General features: G+C 66.0%; 19 protein-coding genes and 1 pseudogene. 7 read left to right on the top strand and 13 right to left on the bottom strand.

All coding sequences use genetic code 11. The features are described from left to right. Positions 1 to 64: 64 nt before the first annotated feature. Together ACYQ4T_RS13965 and ACYQ4T_RS13960 are read right to left on the bottom strand one after the other, a co-directional pair. Entirely contained in the window at positions 65 to 838 is a 774-nt protein-coding gene (locus tag ACYQ4T_RS13965; protein WP_459855076.1) for a DeoR/GlpR family DNA-binding transcription regulator, read from the bottom strand. Positions 839 to 922: 84 nt separating this feature from the next. Beyond that, complete coding sequence (locus ACYQ4T_RS13960; RefSeq protein ID WP_459855073.1) at positions 923 to 1,600, bottom strand: hypothetical protein; 678 nt, start codon at positions 1,598 to 1,600, stop codon at positions 923 to 925. Positions 1,601 to 1,732: 132 nt separating this feature from the next. Between ACYQ4T_RS13960 and ACYQ4T_RS13955 the strand changes: the two genes are divergently transcribed. Further along, positions 1,733 to 2,842: an ABC transporter substrate-binding protein gene (locus ACYQ4T_RS13955; RefSeq protein ID WP_459855070.1), complete on the top strand. Its 1,110-nt coding sequence runs from the start codon at positions 1,733 to 1,735 to the stop codon at positions 2,840 to 2,842. A 6-nt stretch (positions 2,843 to 2,848) separates the two neighbouring features. Here ACYQ4T_RS13955 and ACYQ4T_RS13950 read toward each other — a convergent pair whose 3' ends face one another. Beyond that, positions 2,849 to 3,295 carry a DUF3775 domain-containing protein gene (locus ACYQ4T_RS13950; RefSeq protein ID WP_459855068.1) on the bottom strand — a complete coding sequence of 149 codons (447 nt, stop codon included), beginning with the start codon at positions 3,293 to 3,295 and terminating at the stop codon, positions 2,849 to 2,851. A 118-nt stretch (positions 3,296 to 3,413) separates the two neighbouring features. Between ACYQ4T_RS13950 and ACYQ4T_RS13945 the strand changes: the two genes are divergently transcribed. Continuing rightward, the gene (locus ACYQ4T_RS13945) at positions 3,414 to 4,076 is read left to right on the top strand and encodes an ureidoglycolate lyase (RefSeq protein WP_459855065.1); all 663 of its coding nucleotides are present in this window, start codon (positions 3,414 to 3,416) and stop codon (positions 4,074 to 4,076) included. Here the strand turns inward: ACYQ4T_RS13945 and ACYQ4T_RS13940 are convergent. From ACYQ4T_RS13940 to ACYQ4T_RS13910, 7 genes and pseudogenes are all read right to left on the bottom strand, one after another. Further along, complete coding sequence (locus tag ACYQ4T_RS13940; protein ID WP_459855063.1) at positions 4,073 to 5,020, bottom strand: threonine/serine dehydratase; 948 nt, start codon at positions 5,018 to 5,020, stop codon at positions 4,073 to 4,075. The genes ACYQ4T_RS13945 and ACYQ4T_RS13940 overlap by 4 nt on opposite strands. A gap of 89 nt (positions 5,021 to 5,109) precedes the next feature. Further along, entirely contained in the window at positions 5,110 to 6,720 is a 1,611-nt protein-coding gene (locus ACYQ4T_RS13935; RefSeq protein WP_459855061.1) for an ATP-binding protein, read from the bottom strand. After that, positions 6,717 to 7,643, bottom strand: coding sequence for a sensor histidine kinase (locus tag ACYQ4T_RS13930; RefSeq protein ID WP_459855058.1), 927 nt, complete (start codon positions 7,641 to 7,643; stop codon positions 6,717 to 6,719). Before ACYQ4T_RS13930 ends, ACYQ4T_RS13935 begins: the two co-directional genes overlap by 4 nt. 141 nt (positions 7,644 to 7,784) lie before the next feature. Then, positions 7,785 to 7,952, bottom strand: a pseudogene (locus ACYQ4T_RS13925) (family 1 glycosylhydrolase); the annotation flags it as partial. Between the two features lie 144 nt (positions 7,953 to 8,096). Then, positions 8,097 to 9,320 (bottom strand): LL-diaminopimelate aminotransferase, encoded by a 1,224-nt coding sequence (locus tag ACYQ4T_RS13920; RefSeq protein ID WP_459855055.1) that lies wholly within the window; start codon positions 9,318 to 9,320, stop codon positions 8,097 to 8,099. Between the two features lie 126 nt (positions 9,321 to 9,446). Beyond that, positions 9,447 to 10,403: a response regulator gene (locus tag ACYQ4T_RS13915; protein WP_459855052.1), complete on the bottom strand. Its 957-nt coding sequence runs from the start codon at positions 10,401 to 10,403 to the stop codon at positions 9,447 to 9,449. Beyond that, positions 10,384 to 13,746, bottom strand: a complete 3,363-nt coding sequence (locus tag ACYQ4T_RS13910) for a hybrid sensor histidine kinase/response regulator (RefSeq protein ID WP_459855049.1) — start codon at positions 13,744 to 13,746, stop codon at positions 10,384 to 10,386. The genes ACYQ4T_RS13915 and ACYQ4T_RS13910 overlap by 20 nt, the downstream gene beginning before the upstream one ends. A gap of 444 nt (positions 13,747 to 14,190) precedes the next feature. On the opposite strand from ACYQ4T_RS13910, the gene urtA reads away from it, so the two are divergent. From urtA to urtE, 5 genes are all read left to right on the top strand, one after another. After that, positions 14,191 to 15,483, top strand: a complete 1,293-nt coding sequence (urtA, locus tag ACYQ4T_RS13905) for an urea ABC transporter substrate-binding protein (RefSeq protein ID WP_459855047.1) — start codon at positions 14,191 to 14,193, stop codon at positions 15,481 to 15,483. Between the two features lie 61 nt (positions 15,484 to 15,544). Next, on the top strand, positions 15,545 to 17,134 hold the full coding sequence (urtB, locus tag ACYQ4T_RS13900; RefSeq protein ID WP_459855045.1) for an urea ABC transporter permease subunit UrtB: 1,590 nt from the start codon (positions 15,545 to 15,547) through the stop codon (positions 17,132 to 17,134). Continuing rightward, positions 17,131 to 18,255 carry an urea ABC transporter permease subunit UrtC gene (gene urtC / locus ACYQ4T_RS13895; RefSeq protein ID WP_459855043.1) on the top strand — a complete coding sequence of 375 codons (1,125 nt, stop codon included), beginning with the start codon at positions 17,131 to 17,133 and terminating at the stop codon, positions 18,253 to 18,255. The genes urtB and urtC overlap by 4 nt, the downstream gene beginning before the upstream one ends. Further along, the gene (gene urtD, locus ACYQ4T_RS13890; RefSeq protein WP_459855041.1) at positions 18,252 to 18,998 is read left to right on the top strand and encodes an urea ABC transporter ATP-binding protein UrtD; all 747 of its coding nucleotides are present in this window, start codon (positions 18,252 to 18,254) and stop codon (positions 18,996 to 18,998) included. Before urtC ends, urtD begins: the two co-directional genes overlap by 4 nt. A 3-nt stretch (positions 18,999 to 19,001) precedes the next feature. Continuing rightward, positions 19,002 to 19,697 (top strand): urea ABC transporter ATP-binding subunit UrtE, encoded by a 696-nt coding sequence (gene urtE / locus ACYQ4T_RS13885; RefSeq protein WP_459855038.1) that lies wholly within the window; start codon positions 19,002 to 19,004, stop codon positions 19,695 to 19,697. A gap of 53 nt (positions 19,698 to 19,750) precedes the next feature. On the opposite strand, the gene ACYQ4T_RS13880 is transcribed toward urtE, so the two are convergent. The 3 genes from ACYQ4T_RS13880 to ACYQ4T_RS13870 form a co-directional block, all read right to left on the bottom strand. Continuing rightward, positions 19,751 to 20,287, bottom strand: coding sequence for a DUF1097 domain-containing protein (locus tag ACYQ4T_RS13880; protein WP_459855035.1), 537 nt, complete (start codon positions 20,285 to 20,287; stop codon positions 19,751 to 19,753). A gap of 319 nt (positions 20,288 to 20,606) precedes the next feature. Beyond that, positions 20,607 to 21,179 carry an S-(hydroxymethyl)glutathione synthase gene (gfa, locus tag ACYQ4T_RS13875; RefSeq protein WP_459855033.1) on the bottom strand — a complete coding sequence of 191 codons (573 nt, stop codon included), beginning with the start codon at positions 21,177 to 21,179 and terminating at the stop codon, positions 20,607 to 20,609. A 228-nt stretch (positions 21,180 to 21,407) separates the two neighbouring features. Continuing rightward, positions 21,408 to 22,127, bottom strand: a complete 720-nt coding sequence (locus ACYQ4T_RS13870) for a hypothetical protein (protein WP_459855031.1) — start codon at positions 22,125 to 22,127, stop codon at positions 21,408 to 21,410. Between the last annotated feature and the right edge of the window lie 22 nt (positions 22,128 to 22,149).

The following is a 22,149-nucleotide window of genomic DNA, read 5'->3' as shown; positions in this document are numbered from 1 at the left end:
TGTTTCCAGCCGGCGCGAGATTGCCGGGTCAAGCCCGGCAATGACGCGGCACTTGGAGCGCGGACTAATAGAGGATCTCGACCCGTGCCTTCTGGAGCGCGGCGCCGAGTTCCGACGGCGGCGCCTGGTTGGTTACCAGGCGGTGGATGTCGGTCAGCGGGCAGACCACCTCGAGGTTGGGCAGGTCGAACTTCGAATGGTCGAGCAGCAGGATATGCTCCTGCGCGCGCGCCAGCATCGCGCGCTTGATCGCCGCGGCGCTGGAATGGACGTCGTTCGGACCTTCGAGCGTGATGCCGCTGGCGCCGATCACCGCGCGGTTGGCGTTGAAGCGCGCGAGATAGGCGAGCGTGTCCGGCCCGGTGACGCTGCCCTCGTGCGAGTCATACTGGCCGGGGCAGGTGAGCACGGTGATCGTCGGGTTGGTCGAGAAGGCCATCGCCACCGCGAAGCAGTTGGTGACGATGGTCAGGTTCTTCGCTTCCGCGGCGAGGCGCCGGGCAAAGTGCAGGGTGGTCGAGCCCGCGTCGATCATCAGCACTTCGCGCGGCTCGATGAGGCCGGCGGCGGTGGCGGCGATCCGCTCGCGTTCCTCGGTCATCGCGTTGAAGCGCTCGTTCCAGGCCGGCTCGAAGCCGAAGGGCCGCACCACGGCGCCGCCATAGGTGCGGTTGATCAGGCCGCTCTGGCCCATCTCCTCGAGGTCGCGGCGAATCGTCTCATAGGAGACGCCGAGCTCGGCGGCGAGATCGGAGATGCGGATCGTCGTCGACACCCTGAGCTCGGTCAGGATCCGGTCCTGCCGGTCTTTCTTGGAGAGCTTAACCACTTCGTTCATCGCCACGTGCAACGCCCCCTGGCTTCGATGGCAGCCAGATTGGCGAGGGCCGACGACTTTGGCAAGAATCCTCGTGCCGCGACATCATCGCGCGGGCTCCAGGTCGGCCTGGATGGCGGCGAGCTGCGACAAGACCGAGCCCATACCGGGCGCGTAGCTGCCGTCCAGCACCGCCGAGCCGACGGTGAAGGCATCGGCGCCGGCCTCGCCGATGGCGCGGATCTGCGCCCGGGAAATGATGCTGCCCGCGACGATCAGACGCTTCTCGCCGAGCCCCTTCTTCGCGGCACGGATCAGCGCGATCGGGTCGGCCTCGATCGCGCGATAGGCCAGCAGGTCGGCACCGGCACAGCCCTTCGCCGCGAAGTCGCGACAATGCGCCTCGATGTCCTCCGGCGTTCCTGCGAGCTTGGTCGGGTGGCCGCGCGGATATCCGGCGAAGGGGAAGAAGCGCGTCTCCACCTTACGGAGGATGTCCTGGATCGCGACCACGTCGGTGCCGCCCAGGACGCAGTCGACCCCGAGTTCCGCGGCGATGCGCGCCGAGGCAAGGCAGGTCTCCGGCGTGGTGCTGACGACTTCCATATAGCTCAGCGCGCCACTCGCTCGGATCGCCTCACGGAGAGCAGCCAGTGTGCCCGGGGAAACCCCGACATCCTTGAAGCCGATATGCTTCAAGCCCAGTGGCCGGACCAACCGGAACAGGTCGAGGCAGTCGGCGACCGTCCGATCCTGCCGCGTCAGCATGAAGATGAAGTCCATAGAGGCTTCGGCCAGGGATGTTTTGCGCTACACAGTCGCTCTGTGATAGTTGTGTGAAGTTACAGATAGTGATGTTGAGATTCAACAGTCCTGATGTTAGCGTCTTCCCATCGCGTTGGCGGGAGAGGCGAGATGAAGCGGAAGTTGTTGCTCGGTTCGGCGGCCCTGGCCTTGCTGGCCGCGACCTGGAGCGCCGCCCAGGCGGAGCCTTCGGCGGCGCTGATCGAGGCGGCCAAGAAGGAGGGCGAGCTCACGATCATCGCCGTGCCGCACGACTGGTGCCGCTACGGTGACGTGATCGGCGCCTTCAAGCAGAAATACCCCTTCCTGACCTTGAACGAGCTCAACCCCGATGCCGGGTCGGGCGACGAGATCGAGGCCATCAAGGCCAACAAGGGCAGCACCGGCCCGCAGGCGCCGGACGTGATCGATGTCGGCCTTTCCTTCGGCCCTTCGGCCAAGAAGGACGGCCTGCTGCAGCCCTACAAGGTCTCGACCTGGGACTCGATCCCGGCCGAACAGAAGGATCCTGAAGGCTACTGGTACGGCGACTATTACGGCGTGCTGGCCTTCGAGGTGAACAAGGACCTGATCAAGAATATCCCGGCCGATTGGCCGGACCTGCTGAAGCCGGAATACAAGGATCAGGTGGCGCTGGACGGCGATCCGCGGAACTCGAATGAATCGATCCAGGCGGTCTTCGCCTCGGGCCTTTCATCCACCGGCGGCGACATCGACAAGGCGGCCGATGCCGGGCTGCAATTCTTCAAGCAGCTGAACCTCGCCGGCAATTTCGTGCCGGCCAGCGGCGGCGCCTCGACCCTGGCGCTGGGCACCACGCCGATCGTGATCCGCTGGGATTATCTCGCGCTCGGCGACCGCGACACGCTGAAGGGCAATCCCGACGTCGCCGTCGTGGTGCCGAAGACCGGCATCGTCGCCGGCGTCTATGTCCAGGCGATCAGCGCCTATGCGCCGCATCCCAACGCCGCCAAGCTCTGGATGGAGCATCTCTATTCCGATGAATCGCAGCTCGCCTGGCTGAACGGCTATTGCCACCCGGCGCGGTTCGACGACCTGGTGAAGCGCAACGTCGTGCCGCCGGCGCTGATGGAAAAGCTGCCGCCCGCCGACAACTACGCCAAGGCGCTGTTCCCGACCCTGGAGCAGCAGGGCAAGGCCAAGGAAATCATCACCCAGCAGTGGGACAGCGTGGTCGGTGTCAACGTGACGACCAACTGATACGGGTTAGAGGTGCGCTTCCTCGATGTCCTCGCAGGAATAGCCGAGGTCGTTGAAGCCGCTCTCCAGGAAGTCGCCGAGCAGCGGGGTGCCGAGCAGATATTCCGCGGTCCCCTTGCTGCCGCGCTGGCGCGCCTGTTCCTTCGCCTCTTCCCAATCCTCGACGTCGTAGTCGCCGCGGCCGATCCAGGTCATCGCCACCAGGTCGGAGAGCTCGTCCTCGTTCAAGGCCTCGAGCGTTCCCATGAGCTCGGCATAGGTCGGGTCGTCGCGCCGGTCCTCCAGCACGTCGATATCGCCGTCATCGGAAGGGTTTGAGCCGGACTCGGTGTCCTCGGGATCGACCTTCACGTCGAACTCCCGTGCCTTGACGATCAGGAAGCAGACGGTCTCCGGGTCCACCGCCAGCTCGACCGGATCTTCCGCTTCGTCTCCCGCAGGCTGTCTCGCCATACCGTCCTCCCTCTGGTTTCGCTCGCTCAACGATCCCGCTGCACCGCGGTTCCACCGGCTCCCGCCGAACTGTCACATTCCGGCGCTACGCTGTCCCGCGGATCGAAGGGAGCCGGAGATGCAGATGCACGTCACGATGCCGAACCTCAAACCGGAAGGCAACAGCATGCCGGATATGCCGGTGCTCGACCTGCCGCTGATTGAGGGGACGCCCGAGAGCCTCGCCGGCTATGGCGAGATCGTCAGCGACCCGGAGAAGCAGAAGATCGAGATCGTGCGCTGGCCGGCGCAAGGCTGGCGCCCGATCGATCCCAACAGCGGCGACGAGGGCGGCACCACCGAGGGCATCTTCGCCTGCCAATGGGTGGGCGACATCCTGAAGGCGCAGAATCATGCGGTCGGCGGCGACTATGTGCTCGGCTGGAGCTGCCTCCCGAGCCAGGCCTCGGAAACCCACGCGACCCTTGGCCGGCATCGCGCGCTGATGTGGCGGGCGAACTATCACCCGGACGGCGGCCAGATGTTCTTTCCGCTGGAGGAGGCGCCCTTCGTCGTACCGCTCGCCTTGCCCGGCGACGACGTGACGCCGCAGGATTTCAAGGCCTTCTGGTTCGACGGCTCGAAGGGCCTCTACCTCCACCCCAACGTCTGGCATGACGGCGTCTTCCCGGCGACCGACACCGGCCGCTACTTCGGCCGCCAGGGCCGGGTGCACGCGCGGGTCAGCGCCAATTTTCCGAACGAGTTCGGCTGCTACCTCGGCGCGCCGCTGATCCGCTAGCGGTCGAAATCCACCGCAACGGTGTTACCGCCGCTGACCACGATGCCGACCCGCTCGCCTTCTTTCGGCTGGTAGCGGCCGGAGAGCAAGGCGGCGGTCGCGGCGCTGCCGCCGGGCTCGCCGGCGACGCGGAGCACGTCCCAGAGCGCCTTCTGCGCGGCGCGGATCGCGTCATCGGCGACCAGCACGACCTCGGCCACGTGAGCGCGGGCGATGGGGAAGACCTGCGCGCCGATCTGCTTCGGCGCCAGCGAATCCGCGGCGATGCCGCCGGCCTCGGCATCGACCGGCTTGCCGGCCGCGAGTGCCTTGGTGAGGGTCGGGGCGAGCTCGGGTTCGACGCCGACCACCTTCACCTTGCCGCGATACCAGGCGGCGATACCGGCGATCAACCCGCCGCCGCCGACACCGACCAGCAAGGTATCGATCCCGGGCGCCTGCTCCTCCATCTCCTTCGCCAGGGTGCCCTGGCCCAGCATGGTCTCGCGCTGGTCGAAGGCGTGGACCGTGAGCGCGCGGTGCTCGCGGGCCCAGGTCTCGGAGGCAGCATAGGCGTCGGCATAGCGCGCGCCGCCGACGATGAGGTCGGCGCCGCAGCTCCGGATGCGTGCGATCTTCGCCGGCGAGGAGATCTCCGGGACGTAGATCCGCGCCGGCACGCCGAGGCGCCTGGCAGCAAATGCGACGGCGGCCCCGTGGTTGCCGCCGGAGGCCGCGACCACGCCCGCTTCCGGAATCTCGCGCGTGAGCAAGTGGGTGAAGGCGCCGCGGCTCTTGAACGAGCCGGCATGCTGCATGAGTTCCAGCTTGAAGGTGAGCGGCCGCGGCGGCAGGCCGAAATCCGCGGCATCGACCTCGAGGATCGGCGTGCGGCGGATGTGGGGACGGATGATGTCCGCGACGGCGGCGATCGCCGCGCGGTCGATGGGATGGTCATGGGTCACGGGGCGCAAGCTTTCTGAGGTAGAATTTAATATTCGGTCGTCATCCCCGGGCTTGGCCCGGGGATGACGAGCGCTGAGGGTGGCGCTCGTCAGCGCTGGTTGCGCCAGCGGTTGACCACGTTCTGCAGGAATGAATCCGAGCTGACCTCGGTGGCCCAGGCGGTGGAGAAGGGCGCGGTCTTGCTGCGCGGGCGGCCGTCCTGCGGCAGCTCGTCGAAGCAGATCCGGGTCGGGATCGGCACGCCTTCGCCGACGGCGATGGCTTCCGCGTTGCGCAGCGAGGGCAGCTCGTCCAGCAGGCCGATGCCGGATTCCGGCATGGCGGCGCGCAGGAACTCCTGGTCCTTCTGGTTGCTCATGCGCAGCGCGAAGATGGTGTTGCACTGGCTGAGCACGGTCGAATCCAGTTCCGACGGGCGCTGGCTCACGAGACAGAGCGAGACGCCGTATTTGCGGCCTTCCTTGGCGATGCGGGAGAGCGCCCGCTTGGTGGGCTCGAAGACGGTCTTGTTCTCGGCGGGCGCGTAACGGTGCGCCTCCTCGCAGACCAGCAGGATCGGCACGGTCTGGTCGCTCCAGAGCGCGAAGTCGAAGGTCATGCGGCAGAGCAGCGACACCACGACGTTCAGGACTTCCGAGGGAATCCCCGACGTGTCGATCACGGTGACCGGCTTGTCGCGGACCGGGATGCGGAACAGCCGCGAGAGGATCGCCGCCATGTTGTCGCGCACGGTGACGCCCGGGAACATGAAGGAGAAGCGGCGGTCGGATTGCAGGCTGAGGAACTGCTCGCGGATTCTGAGATAGGGCGCGGAATCGACCGGGCGGTCGAGCTTGCCCATGGCCTCGTCCAGGAGCTGGGTCACTTCGGAGAGGCGATAGGGCACCGGCGTGTCGATGGTGACCGTCGAGGTGGTGTCGCGCACCGCGAGCAGGTTGCGCTTCGCCTGCACGATCACCTGGTGGAGGATGACGGAGTCGATTTCCGGCGTCTGGCTGGCATCGCCGATGATCAGCTGCTTCATCTCCTCGAAATTGAGCAGCCAGTACGGCAGCTGCAGGTCGGCCGGCGTGATCTGCTCGGCCATGTCGCCGAAGGCGGGCGCGAACTCGTTGTGCTGGTCGAGGACGACGATATGCGCCTTGCTGTGGGCGGCGAGGATGTTCCTGAGGATCACGGCCACCGCGCAGGACTTGCCGGTGCCGGTGGTGCCGAGCACGGCGAAATGCTTGCCCAGGAGCTCGTCCACCATGACGCAGGCGGGGATCGATTTGTCCTGGTTGACGACGCCGATCCTGACACCGTTGTCGCCGGCGCGCATGAAGACCCGGCGCAGGTCGTCGCGCGAAGTGTGAAAGACCCCGTCGCCGAGGCCCGGGAAGGTGGAGACGCCGCGGCGAAAGATGCCGTCGTGCTCGATCTCGCCGATCAGCTCCAGTTCCATGATGCGGAGCTCGGCCTTGCCTTCGATCTGCTCCGGGATCGGAATGCTGAGCCCCGTCACCAGGCCGAAGGCAATGGTCGTCGCGGTGCGGACGTTGACGACCTCGCCGATATCCGGCTTGCGGCTCGCCGGGTTGTCATCATCGCCGCCGATATGCTGGTCCAAGAGCGTGATCAGCTGGCTGCCGGAGACCGACACCACGCGCCCGATGCGCGTCGCCTGAAGGTCAGCGGTGAGAGGAGCGGCTTCGTTCATCGTGTCAGACTTTCCGGAGACGGCTGGTGGGCATGTTCGGGTGATACGGCGCGGGTGCGATCCGGTGGGAAGCGCACCGTGACGGTGGTGCCGCTGCCGGGCTCGCTGTCGATCTTCAGGGTGCCGCCATGCATCTCGACGAAACCTTTGCTCAAGGGCAGGCCGAGGCCGGTGCCCTCGTATTTGCGGCTCAAGTCGCTGGAGACCTGGGCGAAGGGCACCAGCGCCTTCCAGATATCCTCCTCGGCGATGCCGATGCCGGTATCCGACACCGAGACATTGAGCCAGCCGTCGGAGGCGACCGCGGCGGCGAGCGTCACCTTGCCGCCGCGCGGCGTGAACTTCACCGCGTTGGACAGAAGGTTGATCAGGATCTGCTTGAAATACTGCTGGTCGGCGTAAAGCTGCGGCAGCGTTTCCGGCATCGAGACGATCATCGACTGGCCGGCGCCTTCGGCCTGCGGCCGCACGAAGGAGACCGGGATTTCTACGGCTTCCGCCGGGTTGAACCACTCCTCATGCAACTCGGCGCGGCCGGCTTCGATCTTCGCCAGGTCGAGGATGCGGTTCACTTCGCGCAGCAGATGCTCGCCCGCGGTGTGGATGTCCTTGGCGTATGAGGTGACGCGGGCCGGGTTGGTCGCCTGGGTCGGGTTGGTCATCAGCTGCGAGAAGCCGATGATTGCATTCAACGGCGTGCGGAGCTCGTGGCTCATGTTGGCGAGGAACTCGGTCTTGGCGCGGTTGGCCGCTTCGGCGCCGAGCATCGCGGCATGCATGATCTCGGCATTGCGCTCGGCTTCCTGCCGGGCGGCGACCAGGCCCATCTCGGCGTGGTGGCGGCGGACCAGGATGCCCAACTGGCTGGAATACTCGGCAAGCAGCGACCGGCGGCCGGAAGACGGACGAAAATGCGGTCGCATAACCTCTTCCTCCGCTCCCTCGATCGGACGCGACGGCGCCCGACTCCCCAAGTCCCAAACGTGACCCGAAAAAGCTCCTACTGATATCGGCCGGGAATGGTTAACTTCCAGTTACCGATAGTGTCCAATCCTTACCGAAATCTAGACCGGATCGCCGGTTCCAGCCACAGCGCGATACCAGGCGAAGCCGGCTTTCGGCAGCCTTGTGCGGTCGGTCACAAAATCGGCAAAGACCAATCCGAACTGCATCTTATAGCCCATCCGGCATTCGAAGTTGTCAAGCGGTGGCCGGGCCATGCTGCCCTGTGCATCGCAGCCCTCCCAGCGGCGCCTGGTCCACGCGGCGGTGAAGGCGCAGGAAGGCGATCCTCTCCCTCATCCGCGAACGCGGACCCGTCAATCAGCGCATCGCTGGATGAGAACCAGAGGGGGCGCGGCGGCTCAGCGCAGCGGTCAACCTCGGGCGGCGCGGACCTTGCTCAAGTCGACCGGCGGCTGGGCGGTTTTCAGGAAGGCCTTGATGCTGCGGATCGCCTGGCGGGTGCGCGCCTCGTTCTCGACCAAAGCGAAGCGGACGAAGCCGTCGCCCTGCTCGCCGAAGCCGGTGCCCGGAGCCACCGCGACATTGGCCTCGGTCAGCAGCAGCTTGGAGAAATCGAGCGAGCCCAGGTGTTGGAAGCGTTCCGGGATCGGCGCCCAGGCGAACATCGAGCCCGCCGGCGGATCGACCGGCCAGCCGGCCGCGCGCAGCCCTTCGATCAGCACGTCGCGGCGGCTCTTGTAGCGGGCCCGCATCTCATCGACGCAGTCCTGCGGGCCGTTGAGCGCGGCGGTCGCCGCCACCTGGATCGGGGTGAAGGCGCCGTAGTCGAGATAGGACTTCACCCGCGCCAGCGCGCCGATCAGCTTGGCGTTGCCGGCGCAGAAGCCGATCCGCCAGCCCGGCATCGAATAGGTCTTGGACAGGGACGAGAACTCGACCGCGATCTCCTTGGCACCCGGCACCTGCAGCACCGAGGGCGGCGGCACGCCGTCGAAATAGACCTCCGAATAGGCGATGTCGGAGATGATGTAGATGCCGTGTCGCCGGCAGAAGGCGACCACCTCCTCGTAGAAGTCGAGGCTCGCCATCTCGGCGGTCGGGTTGCTGGGATAGTTGATGACGACGGCCACCGGCTTCGGCACCGAGTGGCGCACCGCGCGGTCCATCGCGCTCATGAATTCCGGACCCGGGCGGAACGGGATCGAGCGGATCGCCGCCCCGGCGATGATGAAGCCGAAGGCATGGATCGGGTAGCTCGGATTCGGCGCCAGGATGATGTCGCCCGGGCTGGTGATTGCCTGGGCGAGATTGGCGAGGCCTTCCTTCGAGCCCAGGGTCACGATCGCCTCGCGCTCGGGATCGATCTCGACGTTGAAGCGGCGGGCATAATAGGCGGACAAGGCCTTGCGCAAGCCCGGGATGCCGCGAGAGTTCGAATAACGGTGCACCCTGGGATCGGCCAGCGTCTCGGTCAGCTTGTCGATGACATGCTTCGGCGGCGGCATGTCGGGATTGCCCATGCCGAAATCGACGATGTCCTGACCGGCGGCCCGCCCGGCGGCTTTGAGCTTGTTGACCTCAGCGAAGACGTAAGGGGGCAGGCGCTTGGTGCGGTAGAACTCGGTGTCGGTCATCGGTCTCTGCTCTCGAAAAGCGATTTCGGCATCTTTCCAAAGAAAGCCGGCATCGCCAAACGCTTTCTGCGCCTATTGTATTCTGGGGGAGCTGTGTACCGCTCTCATCTTAAGAGAGGAGGCCGGTTAAGAGAGGAGGCCGGCCTCCAGCCGGTGCAGCGCCTGGATGGTGAGCGCCGCCGCCGAAGCGCGGTTCTCGACGCCGAGCTTCTCGAAGACCTGCTCCAGGTGCTTGTTGACCGTCCGCGGGCTGATGCCGAGGACGGTCGAGATGTCCTTGTTGGACTTGCCGCGCGCAATCCAGAGCAGCACCTCGGCCTCGCGTCCGGTCAGCGCGAAGTGCCGCCGCAGCCGCTCGGCGTCCTGCCTGGGCTCGACCTGGGTGACGCGCAGCAGCCGCTCGCCGGCCTGCACCTGGCCGAGATAGGCGAGCTCGACCTTGCGCGCCTCCGTGCCCCAGACGTAAGTGGCGTGCTCGGGGCCGCCCTCGGCTGTGCGCGCCATCCAGTCGATGATCTCGTCCGGAAGGCGGAAGTTGGACTCCTGGGCGTCGGGCGAGACCTGGCGCAGCAGCCGCACCGCCTGCGGGGTCGACCAGCGCAATGTGCCTTCCGGCGTCACGGAGAGCAGGAAGCGGCCGGTCGCATCCAGCGCGGAATGCGCCGCGGCCGAGCGGCGGGCATTGCGGAGATGGACCCGCACCCGGGCGATCAACTCGTCGATCACGATCGGCTTGGTGAGATAGTCGACGCCGCCGACCTCCAGCCCGCGCACGATATGCTCGGTCTCGCTCAAGCCGGTCATGAAGATGACCGGCACATGGGCGAGATGGTCGATGGCCTTCAATCGCCGGCAGGCTTCGAAGCCGCCGATCCCCGGCATCACTGCATCCATCAGGATGAGATCGGGCGTCACCTGTTCGGTCAGGGTCAGCGCGCTCTCGCCGTCGAGCGCCACCAGGACCGTCGCCCCCGTGCTCTCGACCGCCTGGGTGATGAAGCCGAGCGTGTCCGGCGAGTCATCAACCACCAGAATGATGTCGCGCCGCGGCTCCACGGCAGCTTCAGGAAGCGGCGCGCTCAAGCAGGTCCTCCAGTCGCGCCATATACTGCTTCAGCTCGAAATTCCGCACCAGGCTTCGGAGCTCGGCAATCACGGTGGAATGCTCCGGACTCGAGCCCGCGACCTCGTCGAGCTTGGCCTCGATGCCGCGCACATAGCCGATCTTGCCGAGGCGGTGCAGGTCGGAGAGATGTTGCATCGGCAACGGCGCGGCGGTATCGGCCTTGGCCGCCATGTCCTCGTCATAGATCCAGTCGAGGCCGAGCGCGTCGCGGATCGCGGCCAGCAGGTGGTTGACCTCGATCGGCTTGGTGACGAAGGCGGTGTCGTCGAAGGCATGGGCCTGCATCTGCTCGTCGGCATTGGCCGAGACGATGACGATCGGAATCGACTGCGCGCGTTCGCGCAGCCGCCGCGCCACCTCCCAGCCGTTCATGTCGGGCATGGTGAGGTCGAGCAGCGCGAGGTCGGGCGGGTTCGCCGCCGCGCGCTCGAGGCAGATCGTGCCGTTCGGCGCGGTAGTGAGATCGAAGCCGAGCGGGGTCAGCAATTCGTTCAGGAGATCGAGATGGCCGAGGTCGTCGTCGGCCGCGAGGACTCTCATCTTGCGGCCGCGATAGCCGATGATCCGCCGCTGGCGCACCGCCACCACCGGCGGGCTCGCCGCCGACAGCATCAAGCGGACGCGGAACAAGCTGCCTTCGCCGGGCGTGCTTTCGACCGAGACCTCGCCGCCCATGATTTCGGCCAGCAGCTTGGTGATGGTGAGGCCGAGGCCGGTCCCCGGCACGCCGAGCGCGCTCGCGGTCCGGCCGCGCTCGAAGGGCTGGAAGATGCGGGCGAGGTCGGCCGCGTCGATGCCGATGCCGGTATCGGCGATCTCGAACTCGGAAATCTGGCCGCGATGCCGGGCGCGAAACACGACTCCGCCCTGGCGCGTGTATTTGATCGCGTTGGAGAGCAGGTTGATCAGCACCTGCTTCAGGCGTTTCTCGTCGGCGAAGACGTAAGGCGGCAAGGCCGCCGAGGGCTCGTAGCGGAACTGGATGCCCTTGGCGCCGGCCTGGATCCGGAACATGTCGACCAGCTGCTCGAGGAGCTCGGTCAGCGCGATGCGGTCGCGGTTCAACTGCAGGCGGCCGGCCTCGATCTTCGCGATATCGAGCAGACCGTCGACCAGGGTCGAGAGATGCTCGGAGCTGCGGCGGATCACGCGCACGGCGTCCTGCGTATGCGGCGACAAGGCGGCGTCGCGCTCCATCAGCTGCGCGTAGCCGAAGACCGCGTTCAGGGGCGCGCGGATCTCGTGGCTGACACCGACGATATAGCGACTCTTGGCGATGTTGGCGGCTTCCGCCGCGCTCTTGGCCTTCTGCAGCTGGTCGTAGGTGCGCTCATGGGCCTCGATCTCATGCGTCAGCATCTGGGTCTGGCGCTCGGTTTCCTCCTCGGCGACCTGCCGGCTCTCGTGCGCCAGGACCATCAGCCAGGCGACGATGCCGGCGATGCCGAACAGCGCGAAATAGACCGAGAGCAGGGTGGTGTGGACGGTCGCGGTATCATCCGCGATGGCGGCGGTGCCCTGGAACAGGCCGATCAAGAGCAGCGTGCCGGCGATCACCAGGTTGAAGGTGAGGAACAGACCGGCGAAGCGGCCGAGCCGCGAGTTAAGGCCGATCGCCATCCGCGCCGGCAGCACCTTGCGGAGCGCCAATTGCAGCTGGTCGGTGAAGCGGCTGTTGGTCTTGCAGAGGTCGTGGCAGCGGGCGTCCAGCGTGCAGCAGAGCGAGCAGATCGGCCCGACATAGGCCGGGCAATAGGACATGTCTTCGCGCTCGAACTGGTGCTCGCAGATGCAGCAGCGCACCAGCTTGGCGCCGTCCCAGTCGGTCTCCGGCGCGCGGGCGATATAGTAGCGCCCTCTCGTCCAGAGCGCGATCAGCGGCGCCGCGGCGATCGCGGTGAAGAGGCCGACGAAGGCGGCCAGCGCCTGCAAGGTCTCGCCGAACAGGCCGAAATAGGCCGAGGTCGAGAGCAGGATCGAGATCAGCATGGCGCCGACCCCGACCGGATTAATGTCGTAGAGATGAGCGCGGCGGAACTCGATGCCTTTCGGGCTCAAGCCCAGCGGCTTGTTGATCACGAGATCGGCGACCAGCGCGCCAATCCAGGCGACCGCGAAGTTGGAATAGAGGCCGAGGATCTTCTCGATCGCCTGGAAGATGCCGAGCTCCATCAGCAGCAGCGCGAGCAGCGCGTTGAACACCACCCAGACCACGCGGCCGGGATGGGAATGGGTCAGGCGGGAGAAGAAGTTCGACCAGGCGATCGAGCCGGCATAGACGTTGGTCACGTTGATCTTGATCTGGCAGGTGATGACGAAGATGCCGGTGAGGACGATCGCGGTCTGCGGCGAGAGCGACATCGCCTCGAAGGCGACCTTGAAGAGTTGGGTCGGTTCGGCGGCACGTTCGAGCGGCACGCCGTGCCGCAAGGCCAGCACGGCGAGGAAGGATCCCGTCAGCAGCTTGATGGCGCCGAGGAAGATCCAGCCCGGCCCGGAAGGCAGCAGAGCCGCCCACCAGAGCAGGCGCGCGCGCAACCCACCCTCCGGCTTCGGCGAGGGGAGGAAGCGCAGGTAATCGGCCTGCTCGCCGATCTGCGGCGCGAAGGAGAGCAGGGTGGAGGCGGCGAGGCCGAACAGGATCAGGTCGAAACCGCCGGCGGTCTGCTCTGAACCGACGAAGCTGGTCCAGTCCTTGAGCGCCGGCGCGTCGCTCATGCCGATGGTGAGGAGCGGGACGAATTGCAGGATCAGCCAGATCGGCTGGGTCCAGACCTGCAAGCCGCTGATCAGGCGGATGCCGTAGGTGACGATCGGGATCACCACCAAGGCGCAGATGATGTAGGCGACCCAGAGCGGCATCGCGAACCACATCTCCAGCGCCAGCGCCATGATCACCGCCTCGACCGAGAACAGGAGGAAGGTGAAGGAGGCGTAGATCAGCGAGGTGATGGTGGAGCCGATATAGCCGAAACCGGCGCCGCGGGTCAGCAGATCGACATCGACGCCGTATTTGCTGGCGGTGAAGCTGATCGGCAACCCGGTCAGGAAAATCAGCACGCCGACGACGGCGATCGCCATCACGGTGTTGTCGAAGCCGTAGGCCAGCGTGAGGGCGCCGCCGATCGCCTCGCAGGCCAGGAAGGAGATCGCGCCCAGCGCCGTATTGGAGACCCGGAACAGCGACCAGCGCCGCGCCTCATGCGCGGTGAAGCGCAGCGCGTAGTCCTCCAGGGTCTGGTTGCCGACCCACTGGTTGTATTGCCGCCGGACCCGGGCAATGCGCTGTCGGCCGGTCATCGGCCAACACTCGGTATTCTTGATATCCCCTCCCCCGAGCCTGCGGACGGATGTCCGCCTTCGCGGACGGTGGGAGGGTAAGGGAGGGGGTTGATGCAGCCGTGACGCTTTAGATCCAGCGCGGGATCGCTTTTCTGCGCGAAATGCAGACACATCACAGCTGCATCAACCCCCTCCCCAGCCCTCCCCCAATCTTGGGGGAGGGGACTCTTTGAAGAGTCTCCCCGAGCGAGTATGCGCCCGCCTGTTGCTGCGTTGCAATATACGTCAAATGCCCCATACCCGGCTTTGTCATCCGGGCGTTAGATGGGGCTAACAATCAGAAAAACCGAGGTTATTCCGCCGATGCGGGGCCTGGCGGGGAACCGCTGCGCCCAAAGGATGAGCCTCGGATAATGCGACGCAACATGGGACGGCTTCTCAGCAAAGGAGACTAGGATGAAGATGGGAAAGACAAAATTGGCATTGCTCGCGGGCCTCGCCGTGAGCTTCGGGGCGGGTGCCGCCTCGGCCGAAGAGACGATCAAGGTCGGAATCCTGCACTCGCTCTCGGGCACGATGGCGATCAGCGAGACGACTCTGAAGGACGTCATGCTGATGCTGATCGAGCAGCAGAACGCCAAGGGCGGGTTGCTCGGCAAGAAACTCGAAGCCGTTGTGGTTGACCCGGCCTCGAACTGGCCGCTGTTCGCCGAGAAGGCGAAGCAGCTCCTGGAAGTGGACAAGGTCGCGGCGACCTTCGGCTGCTGGACCTCGGTCTCGCGCAAGTCGGTGCTGCCGGTGTTCGAGCAGGACAACGGCATCCTGTTCTATCCGGTGCAATACGAAGGCGAGGAGAGCTCGCGCAACGTCTTCTACACCGGCGCCGCGCCGAACCAGCAGGCGATCCCGGCGGTCGATTACCTGATGAACGAGGAAGGGGTGAAGCGCTGGGTGCTGGAAGGCACCGACTACGTCTATCCGCGCACCACCAACAAGATCCTTGAGGCCTATCTGAAGATGAAGGGCGTGCCGCCTGAGGACATCATGGTCAACTACACGCCGTTCGGCTTCAGCGACTGGCAGACCGAGGTCGGCAACATCAAGAAGTTCGGCTCCGCGGGCAAGAAGACCGCCGTCGTCTCCACCGTCAACGGCGACGCCAACGTGCCGTTCTACAAGGAGCTCGGCAACCAGGGCGTCAAGGCGACCGACATCCCGGTCGTGGCCTTCTCGGTCGGCGAGGAAGAGCTGGCCGGCCTCGACACCAAGCCGCTGGTCGGCCACCTCGCGGCCTGGAACTACTTCATGAGCGTGGACGCGCCGGAGAACAAGGCCTTCATCGACGAGTGGCACAAGTTCACCAAGAACGACAAGCGCACCACCAACGACCCGATGGAAGCCCACTATATCGGCTTCAACATGTGGGTGAAGGCGGTGGAGAAGGCCGGCACCATCGATCCCGACGCCGTGATCGACGCGATGATCGGCGTCTCGGTGCCGAACCTGACCGGCGGCTATTCGGCGATGATGCCGAATCACCACATCACCAAGCCGGTGCTGATCGGCGAGATCCAGGCCGACGGCCAGCTCGACACCGTGTGGCAGACCTCCGGTCTGGTTCCCGGCGACGAGTGGTCCGACTATCTCGACGGCTCGAAGGACCTGATCTCGGATTGGCGCAAGCCGCTCTCCTGCGGGAACTTCAACGTCAAGACCGGCAAGTGCGGCGGTGCTGAAACCGTCGCGACTCAGTAACGGTGGGCGCCGTCCGGCGGCCGTGCGGTGCGACGCGCGGCCGCCGGAGCGGCGGAAGACCATGCGCAAGCTCCTGCTCATTCTCCTGCTGCTGCTCGGCGCGGCCGGCCGTACCGAGGCCGATACCGTCGATGACATCCTCGCCGGCTTCGCCAGCAGCAAATATGACGAGATCGAAAAGGCGATCGCGGCGCTGGCGGCGAGCGGCGATGCGGCCGCCCCGGCGATCCTCGAGGCCTTGAATGCCGGCAGCCTGCAGGTCGCTGCCGACAAGCGGGTCTATATCAAAGGCGAGGACGGGAGCCTGAAGGCGGCGCGCGGCGGCGCCGACATGACTGGCGAGATGCCGCCGGGCCTCAAGCCGGTCAAGCTCAACAATCGGGTCCGGCGCGCGATCGAGGCGGCGATGGGACAGTTGACCCTCCTGTCTCCCGACCCGTCGAAGCGCCTCACTGCAGCGGCGTCCCTGTTCCACGCGCCGGACCCGGCCCAATTGCCGGCGGTCGAAGCCGCGATCGCCAAGGAGAGCGATCCCGCCGTGAAGCGCGCCTTCGAGGCGGCGCGGGCGGCGGTCGTGCTCGCCGCGCCGGACGCCGCGGAGGCGGACAAGATCGCCGCCGTCGCGCTGATCGCGGTGCGCGGCGACGAGGATGCGAAGTCGCTGCTCGATGCTGCCGCGGCCAGCGGCTCGCCCGCGGTCGCAGAAGCGGCGAACGTCGCGCTCAAGGGGATCGAGCGGTCGCTGGCGGTTTGGTCGGCGGCGCAGAATGTCTATTACGGCCTGAGCCTGGGCTCGGTGCTGCTGCTGGCGGCGATCGGCCTTGCGATCACCTTCGGCGTCATGGGCGTCATCAACATGGCCCATGGCGAGATGGTGATGCTCGGCGCCTATACGACCTATGTGGTGCAGCAGGCGGTGATGGCCGCGGCGCCGGGCCTGACCGACCTGGCGCTGCTGATCGCCGTGCCCGCGGCCTTCCTGGTAAGCGGCGCCGCCGGGATCGCGATCGAGCGCTCGATCATCCGCTTCCTCTATGGCAGGCCGCTGGAGACGCTGCTCGCGACCTTCGGCCTCTCGCTGGTGCTGCAGCAGGCCATGCGCTCGATCTTCGGGCCGACCAACCTCCAGGTCGACAATCCGTCCTGGATGAGCGGGTCGATGCAGCTCGGCGGTCTGGCGATCACCTATAACCGGTTCTGGATCATTCTGTTCGCGATCGCCATCTTCGCGCTGCTGACCCTGGTCTTGCGCAAGACCGCGCTCGGCCTGCAGATGCGCGCGGTGACGCAGAACCGGCGCATGGCGGCCTCGATGGGGATCCGCACCGGCTGGGTGGATTCGCTGACCTTCGGCCTGGGCTCCGGCGTGGCCGGGATCGCCGGCGTCGCCTTGAGCCAGATCGACAATGTCAGCCCCAATCTCGGCCAGTCCTACATCATCGACAGCTTCATGGTCGTGGTGTTCGGCGGGGTCGGCAATCTCTGGGGCACGCTGGTGGGCGCCATGTCATTGGGCGTGGCCAACAAGCTGCTGGAGCCGGTGGCGGGGGCGGTGCTCGGCAAGATCGTCGTGCTGGTGCTGCTGGTGCTGTTCATCCAGCGCCGGCCACGCGGCCTGTTCCCGGTCAAGGGCCGGGCGGTGGAGTCATGAGCGCCCTTCGCACATATTCCGTTGCGCTGACGATCATGGGTGGCTCGCTGGCGGTGGCGCTGTTGAGCCTGCTGCCGGCGGAGCATGCCTTGCACGTGCCGGGCTATGTCGTGGCTTTGCTCGGCAAGTATCTTTGCTATGCATTGCTGGCGTTGAGCGTCGACCTGGTCTGGGGCTATGTCGGAATCCTGTCCCTCGGGCATGGCGCCTTTTTCGCGATCGGCGGCTATGCCATGGGCATGTACCTGATGCGGCAGATCGGCACCCGCGGCGTCTATGGCGATCCGCTGCTGCCGGATTTCATGGTGTTCCTGAACTGGAAGGAGCTGCCCTGGTACTGGCACGGCTTCGACAGTTTCGGTTTCGCCCTGCTGATCATGGCACTGGCGCCGGGCCTGCTCGCCTTCGTCTTCGGCTATCTCGCCTTCCGGAGCCGTGTCACCGGCGTCTATCTCTCGATCATCACCCAGGCGCTGACCTATGCGCTGATGCTGGCCTTCTTCCGCAACGACATGGGCTTCGGCGGCAACAACGGGCTGACCGATTTCAAGGACATCCTCGGCTTCAGCCTGCAATCCGATGCGACCCATGCCGGCCTGCTGATCGCCAGCGCCACCTTGCTCACCGTCTTCTACCTCGTCTGCCGGGTGCTGGTCGGGGCGCGGTTCGGCAAGGTGCTGGTGGCGATCCGCGACGCGGAGAGCCGGGCGCGCTTCCTCGGCTACCGGGTCGAGCGCTACAAGGTCGCGGTCTTCGTCTTCTCGGCGGTGATGGCGGGGCTGGCCGGCGCGCTCTACGTGCCGCAGGTCGGCATCATCAATCCGGGCGAGTTCGCGCCGGCCAATTCGATCGAGGCGGTGATCTGGGTCGCGGTCGGCGGCCGCGGCACCCTGGTCGGCGCCGTCATCGGCGCGGTGCTGGTTAATCTCGGCAAGACCATCTTCACCGGGGCGCTGCCGGAGCTCTGGCTGTTCGCTTTGGGCGGGCTTTTCATCCTGGTCACCTTGTTCATGCCTAAAGGCGTGGTCGGCGTCTGGGATCGCCTCATGGCCTCGCGCAAGGCGGAAGCGAAGCCGGCTTTGATCGCGGCACCCCTGCAGCAGCCGGAGGCCGGCGAATGATCGAGACCAATGCGCTGCTCTATCTCGACGGCGTCACGGTCAGCTTCGACGGCTTCAGGGCGCTGAACACGCTCTCCTTCGTGGTCGAGCCGGGGGAGATGCGGGCGGTGATCGGCCCCAACGGCGCCGGCAAGACCACGATGATGGACGTGATCACCGGCAAGACCCGGCCGGACACCGGCACGGCTCTCTTCCGCGGGACCGCCGATCTCACGCGGCTGGACGAGGCGGAGATCGCGACCCTCGGCATTGGGCGCAAGTTCCAGAAGCCGACCGTGTTCGAGATGCACAGCGTCACCGACAACCTGCTGCTGGCCCTGAAAGGCGACCGCGCGCCGCGCCGGGTGCTGTTCGCGCGCGAGACCCCGTCGGAACGGGGGCGGATCGACGAGATCCTGGAGACGGTGCGGCTCTCCCCGGTGCGGAAGCGCCTGGCCGGCGAGCTGTCGCATGGCCAGAAGCAATGGCTGGAGATCGGCATGCTGCTCGCCCAGGAACCGGAACTGCTGCTGGTGGACGAGCCGGTCGCCGGCATGACCGATGCCGAGACGGCGGATACCGCCGACCTGCTGCGCCGGATCAACCAGACCCGGAGCGTCGTGGTGGTGGAGCATGACATGACCTTCGTGCGGGCGCTCGACGTCAAGGTGACTGTGCTGCACGAGGGCGCAGTGCTGGCGGAAGGCTCGCTCGACCATGTGAGCGCCGATCCGCGGGTGGTTGAAGTCTATCTGGGGCGGTAACCGATGCTGGAGATCGATAACGTCTCGCTTCGATACGGCGCGGCGGTCGCGCTGAAGAGCGTGTCGCTGGCGGCCTGGCCGGGGCGGATCACCTGCCTGCTCGGCCGCAACGGGGTGGGCAAGACCAGCCTGCTGCGCGCGGTGGTGGGGCATCATCCGATCTTCAACGGCACCGTCCGCTGGCAGGGCGAGGACGTTTCGAAGCTGCCGCCCTTCGAGCGGGCGCGGCGTGGCATCGCCTATGTGCCGCAGGGGCGCGAGATCTTTCCGCTGCTGACGGTGAAGGAGAACCTGGAAACCGGCTTCGCCGCGGTCCCGGCGGCCAAGCGCAAGCTGCCGGCGGAGATCTTCGAGCTCTTCCCGGTGCTGGCCAGCATGATGCGGCGGCGCGGCGGCGATCTCTCCGGCGGGCAGCAGCAGCAGCTGGCGATCGCGCGGGCGCTGGTCACCCGGCCGAAGCTCTTGGTGCTGGACGAGCCGACCGAAGGCATCCAGCCCTCGATCATCAAGGATATCGGGCGGGTGATCGCACATCTCGCCGCCGGCGGCGAGATGGCGATCCTGCTGGTCGAGCAGTATTTCGACTTCGCCCGCGAACTCGCGCACCGGATCGCGGTGATGGACCGGGGCGAGATTGTGATCGACGACGCAGCCGACCGACTGAATCCGGAGGTCGTCAAGCGGCATATCGCCGTTTAGGCCTGCTTAGTCGTCGGCGCCCGCCCATCCCGGCGGGCGCCGACTGCAGGGGATCAGGCTGCCTTCTTGGTCAAGGCACCGGCCAGCTTGCCGGACAAGAGGCCGAAGATCGCGCCGATCACGAAGGACACGATCAGCAGGACCAGCGGATTGGCGAAGCTCGGCGAGGTCAGGCTCGCGAGCGGGCCGGTGCCGGCGGTCGCATCCGTGGGTGCATGCAGCGAATAGGCGACGGTCGCGGCATAGCCATAGACCTGCGCCGGCACCGCCGACAATTGCTCGATCGAGGCGACGATCACCAGGAAGAAGACGGTGACGCCGACCACGATCGCCGGCCAGAAGGTGCCCAAGGCCGGCATCGGCACGTTGACGATGATCAGCAGGGCAATCCAGGCGATGATCGCGCCATAGGCGTTGCCAACGATGGTCTTGATCAGCGCCTTCTGGTCTCCACCGCAGTGGAAAAAGCAACCCCAGGCGATGAAGCCCGCCCAGACCAGCACGAAGCCGGCGAGCGGCCCGAGTGCCAGATATGCCCAGATGGCGCCAAGCACGGCGATACTCAGTGACAGAGCTGTAAGCTGCGGCACGTTACCCTCCCAAGATGTCAAGCGGGGGTACTGCTCGGCCTTTCGCCGACGTGATGTGCGAAGAAAATCAGAATCGCTTCGACGCCTCGGTCGCGGTCCCCCGTTTTTCCCGCGGCAAGCAATTCGCACAACTCGCGCCCGCGAAATCCCCTGCGGCGGACGGGAGGCGATTCGTGACGGAGATTTTACCGGGATTCGGGGGGCGCCGATCTTGTACTTAGAGAGGAAGGGACTCGGCGCAGTTAAGAGGGGTTCAAAAGAAAGTGGCGTGCAGCTTTCGCTGCACGCCACCATAGGCGGAGAGCAATCTTCAGTCGGCTCAGGCGGCCAGGGCGCCGGAGGCCTTGGCGATGTGGGTCGCGATAGCGTCCATCAGCGCCGGCGACAGGCAGTCATAGGGCTCGAGGCCGAGTTCCTTGATCCGCGCGCGGACCGCGCCCATGTTGTCCGGCTTCGCACCGGACTCGATGATCGACGACACGAAGGCCGCGAACTGCGGCTCCTGCCAGCCGTCCTGCTTCGATAGCTCGGTGTGGATGAAGTCGAGACCGTAGAACGGATGCTTGGTGTTCTCGATCCGGCCGTACATGTGGACGCCGCACCCGGTGCAGGCGTAGCGCTGGATGGTCGCGCTCGGATCGACGATCTTCAGCTTCTGCCCGTTCTTGGTGACCGAGACGGAATCCTTCGGGACCACCGCGACCATCGAGAACAACGCGCCGGAGGGCTTCCAGCATTTGGTGCAGCCGCATATATGGTTATGCGCGCTCTGCGACTTGACGGTGACTTCGACCGGATCGCTGGAGCATTTGCAGGTCAGCGTCCCGCCGGTGAAGCTCGACGAACCTTTCTTGATGCCGCCGTCGACCGACGGATGAATTGAAACTGCCATCTTTTTCCTCCCAATCGCGAATGCGTTTCGCCGCCCGCAGCGAGGGTGCTGCCGATAGGGCCGGCCTCGCTGGCCGGGCGCTTTGCGGCTCTCAATTTATACGCTTGCGGGTTTCCCCCCGTCGAGGGTCGCGGCGGCAACCCTAGCCTAAAGGATGAGACATCCCGGAAATATCAAGGAATTCCGTGACACAGGTCACGGAATTGAAGTCCCGGATTCAAACGGCATTCACTGCGGCGCGTTCAGATCTTCCTGGATCGCGCGCGAGAGGGCGAAAAGCCGCTGTTCGATCACGCTCGGCTGCTGGCAGATCACGGGGAGCAAATGCTCGCGGTCGTCGAATACCCTGGAATCCCAATCGATGGTCTGCTGCAGCGCCATGCGCTGTTCGATCACCTTCGGGTCGGCGGAGCTGGGATCCAATGCGTCCAACTGCTTCCAGCCTTCCTGGATGCGCTGCGAGAGGCTGTCCTGCCGGCTGTTGAAATGCTTGATTCCGCGGATGATCTGGCTGCGTTCGTCGCTCATGGTCTCGAACAGGCCGGCGAACAGGGCGGTGAGCACATTGGCGCGGTCGTCCTTGTAGCCGGCCGAGAAGCGATGCACCGCATCGATCGCCTGGTCCTGCGGCATGCGCCGCGGCGCGATCTGCTCGACCAGAGTGGCGACCGCCGGGTTGTCGCGCCAGCTGGTCCCGGCGGCGCCTTCCGGATCCGGTCCGTGCCAGACCGAGCCGATCGAAATCTCCGGACGCTGCACCTGCTCGCAGGGCCAGTCGGAGCCGGACGCTTGGGCCGGCGCAGTGGAAGCCGGGGCGCTGGCGCCCGGCGTGCCGGCCGAGCCGGGATCGGCGGCGGTGCTGCCGGGCGCGGTCTCTTGCGCAAAGGCAAGAGCGGCGGACAGCGCCAGCGCCGTGGAGAGGCCGAGGGTTTGCAGGACCGATCTCATAGCGATCTCCTTTTTGAGGCGC

The sequence above is a fragment of the Dongia sp. agr-C8 genome, from assembly GCF_054658695.1.
Note: the sequence above shows the minus strand (reverse complement) of the source record. Positions and strands in the feature narration are given on the sequence as shown.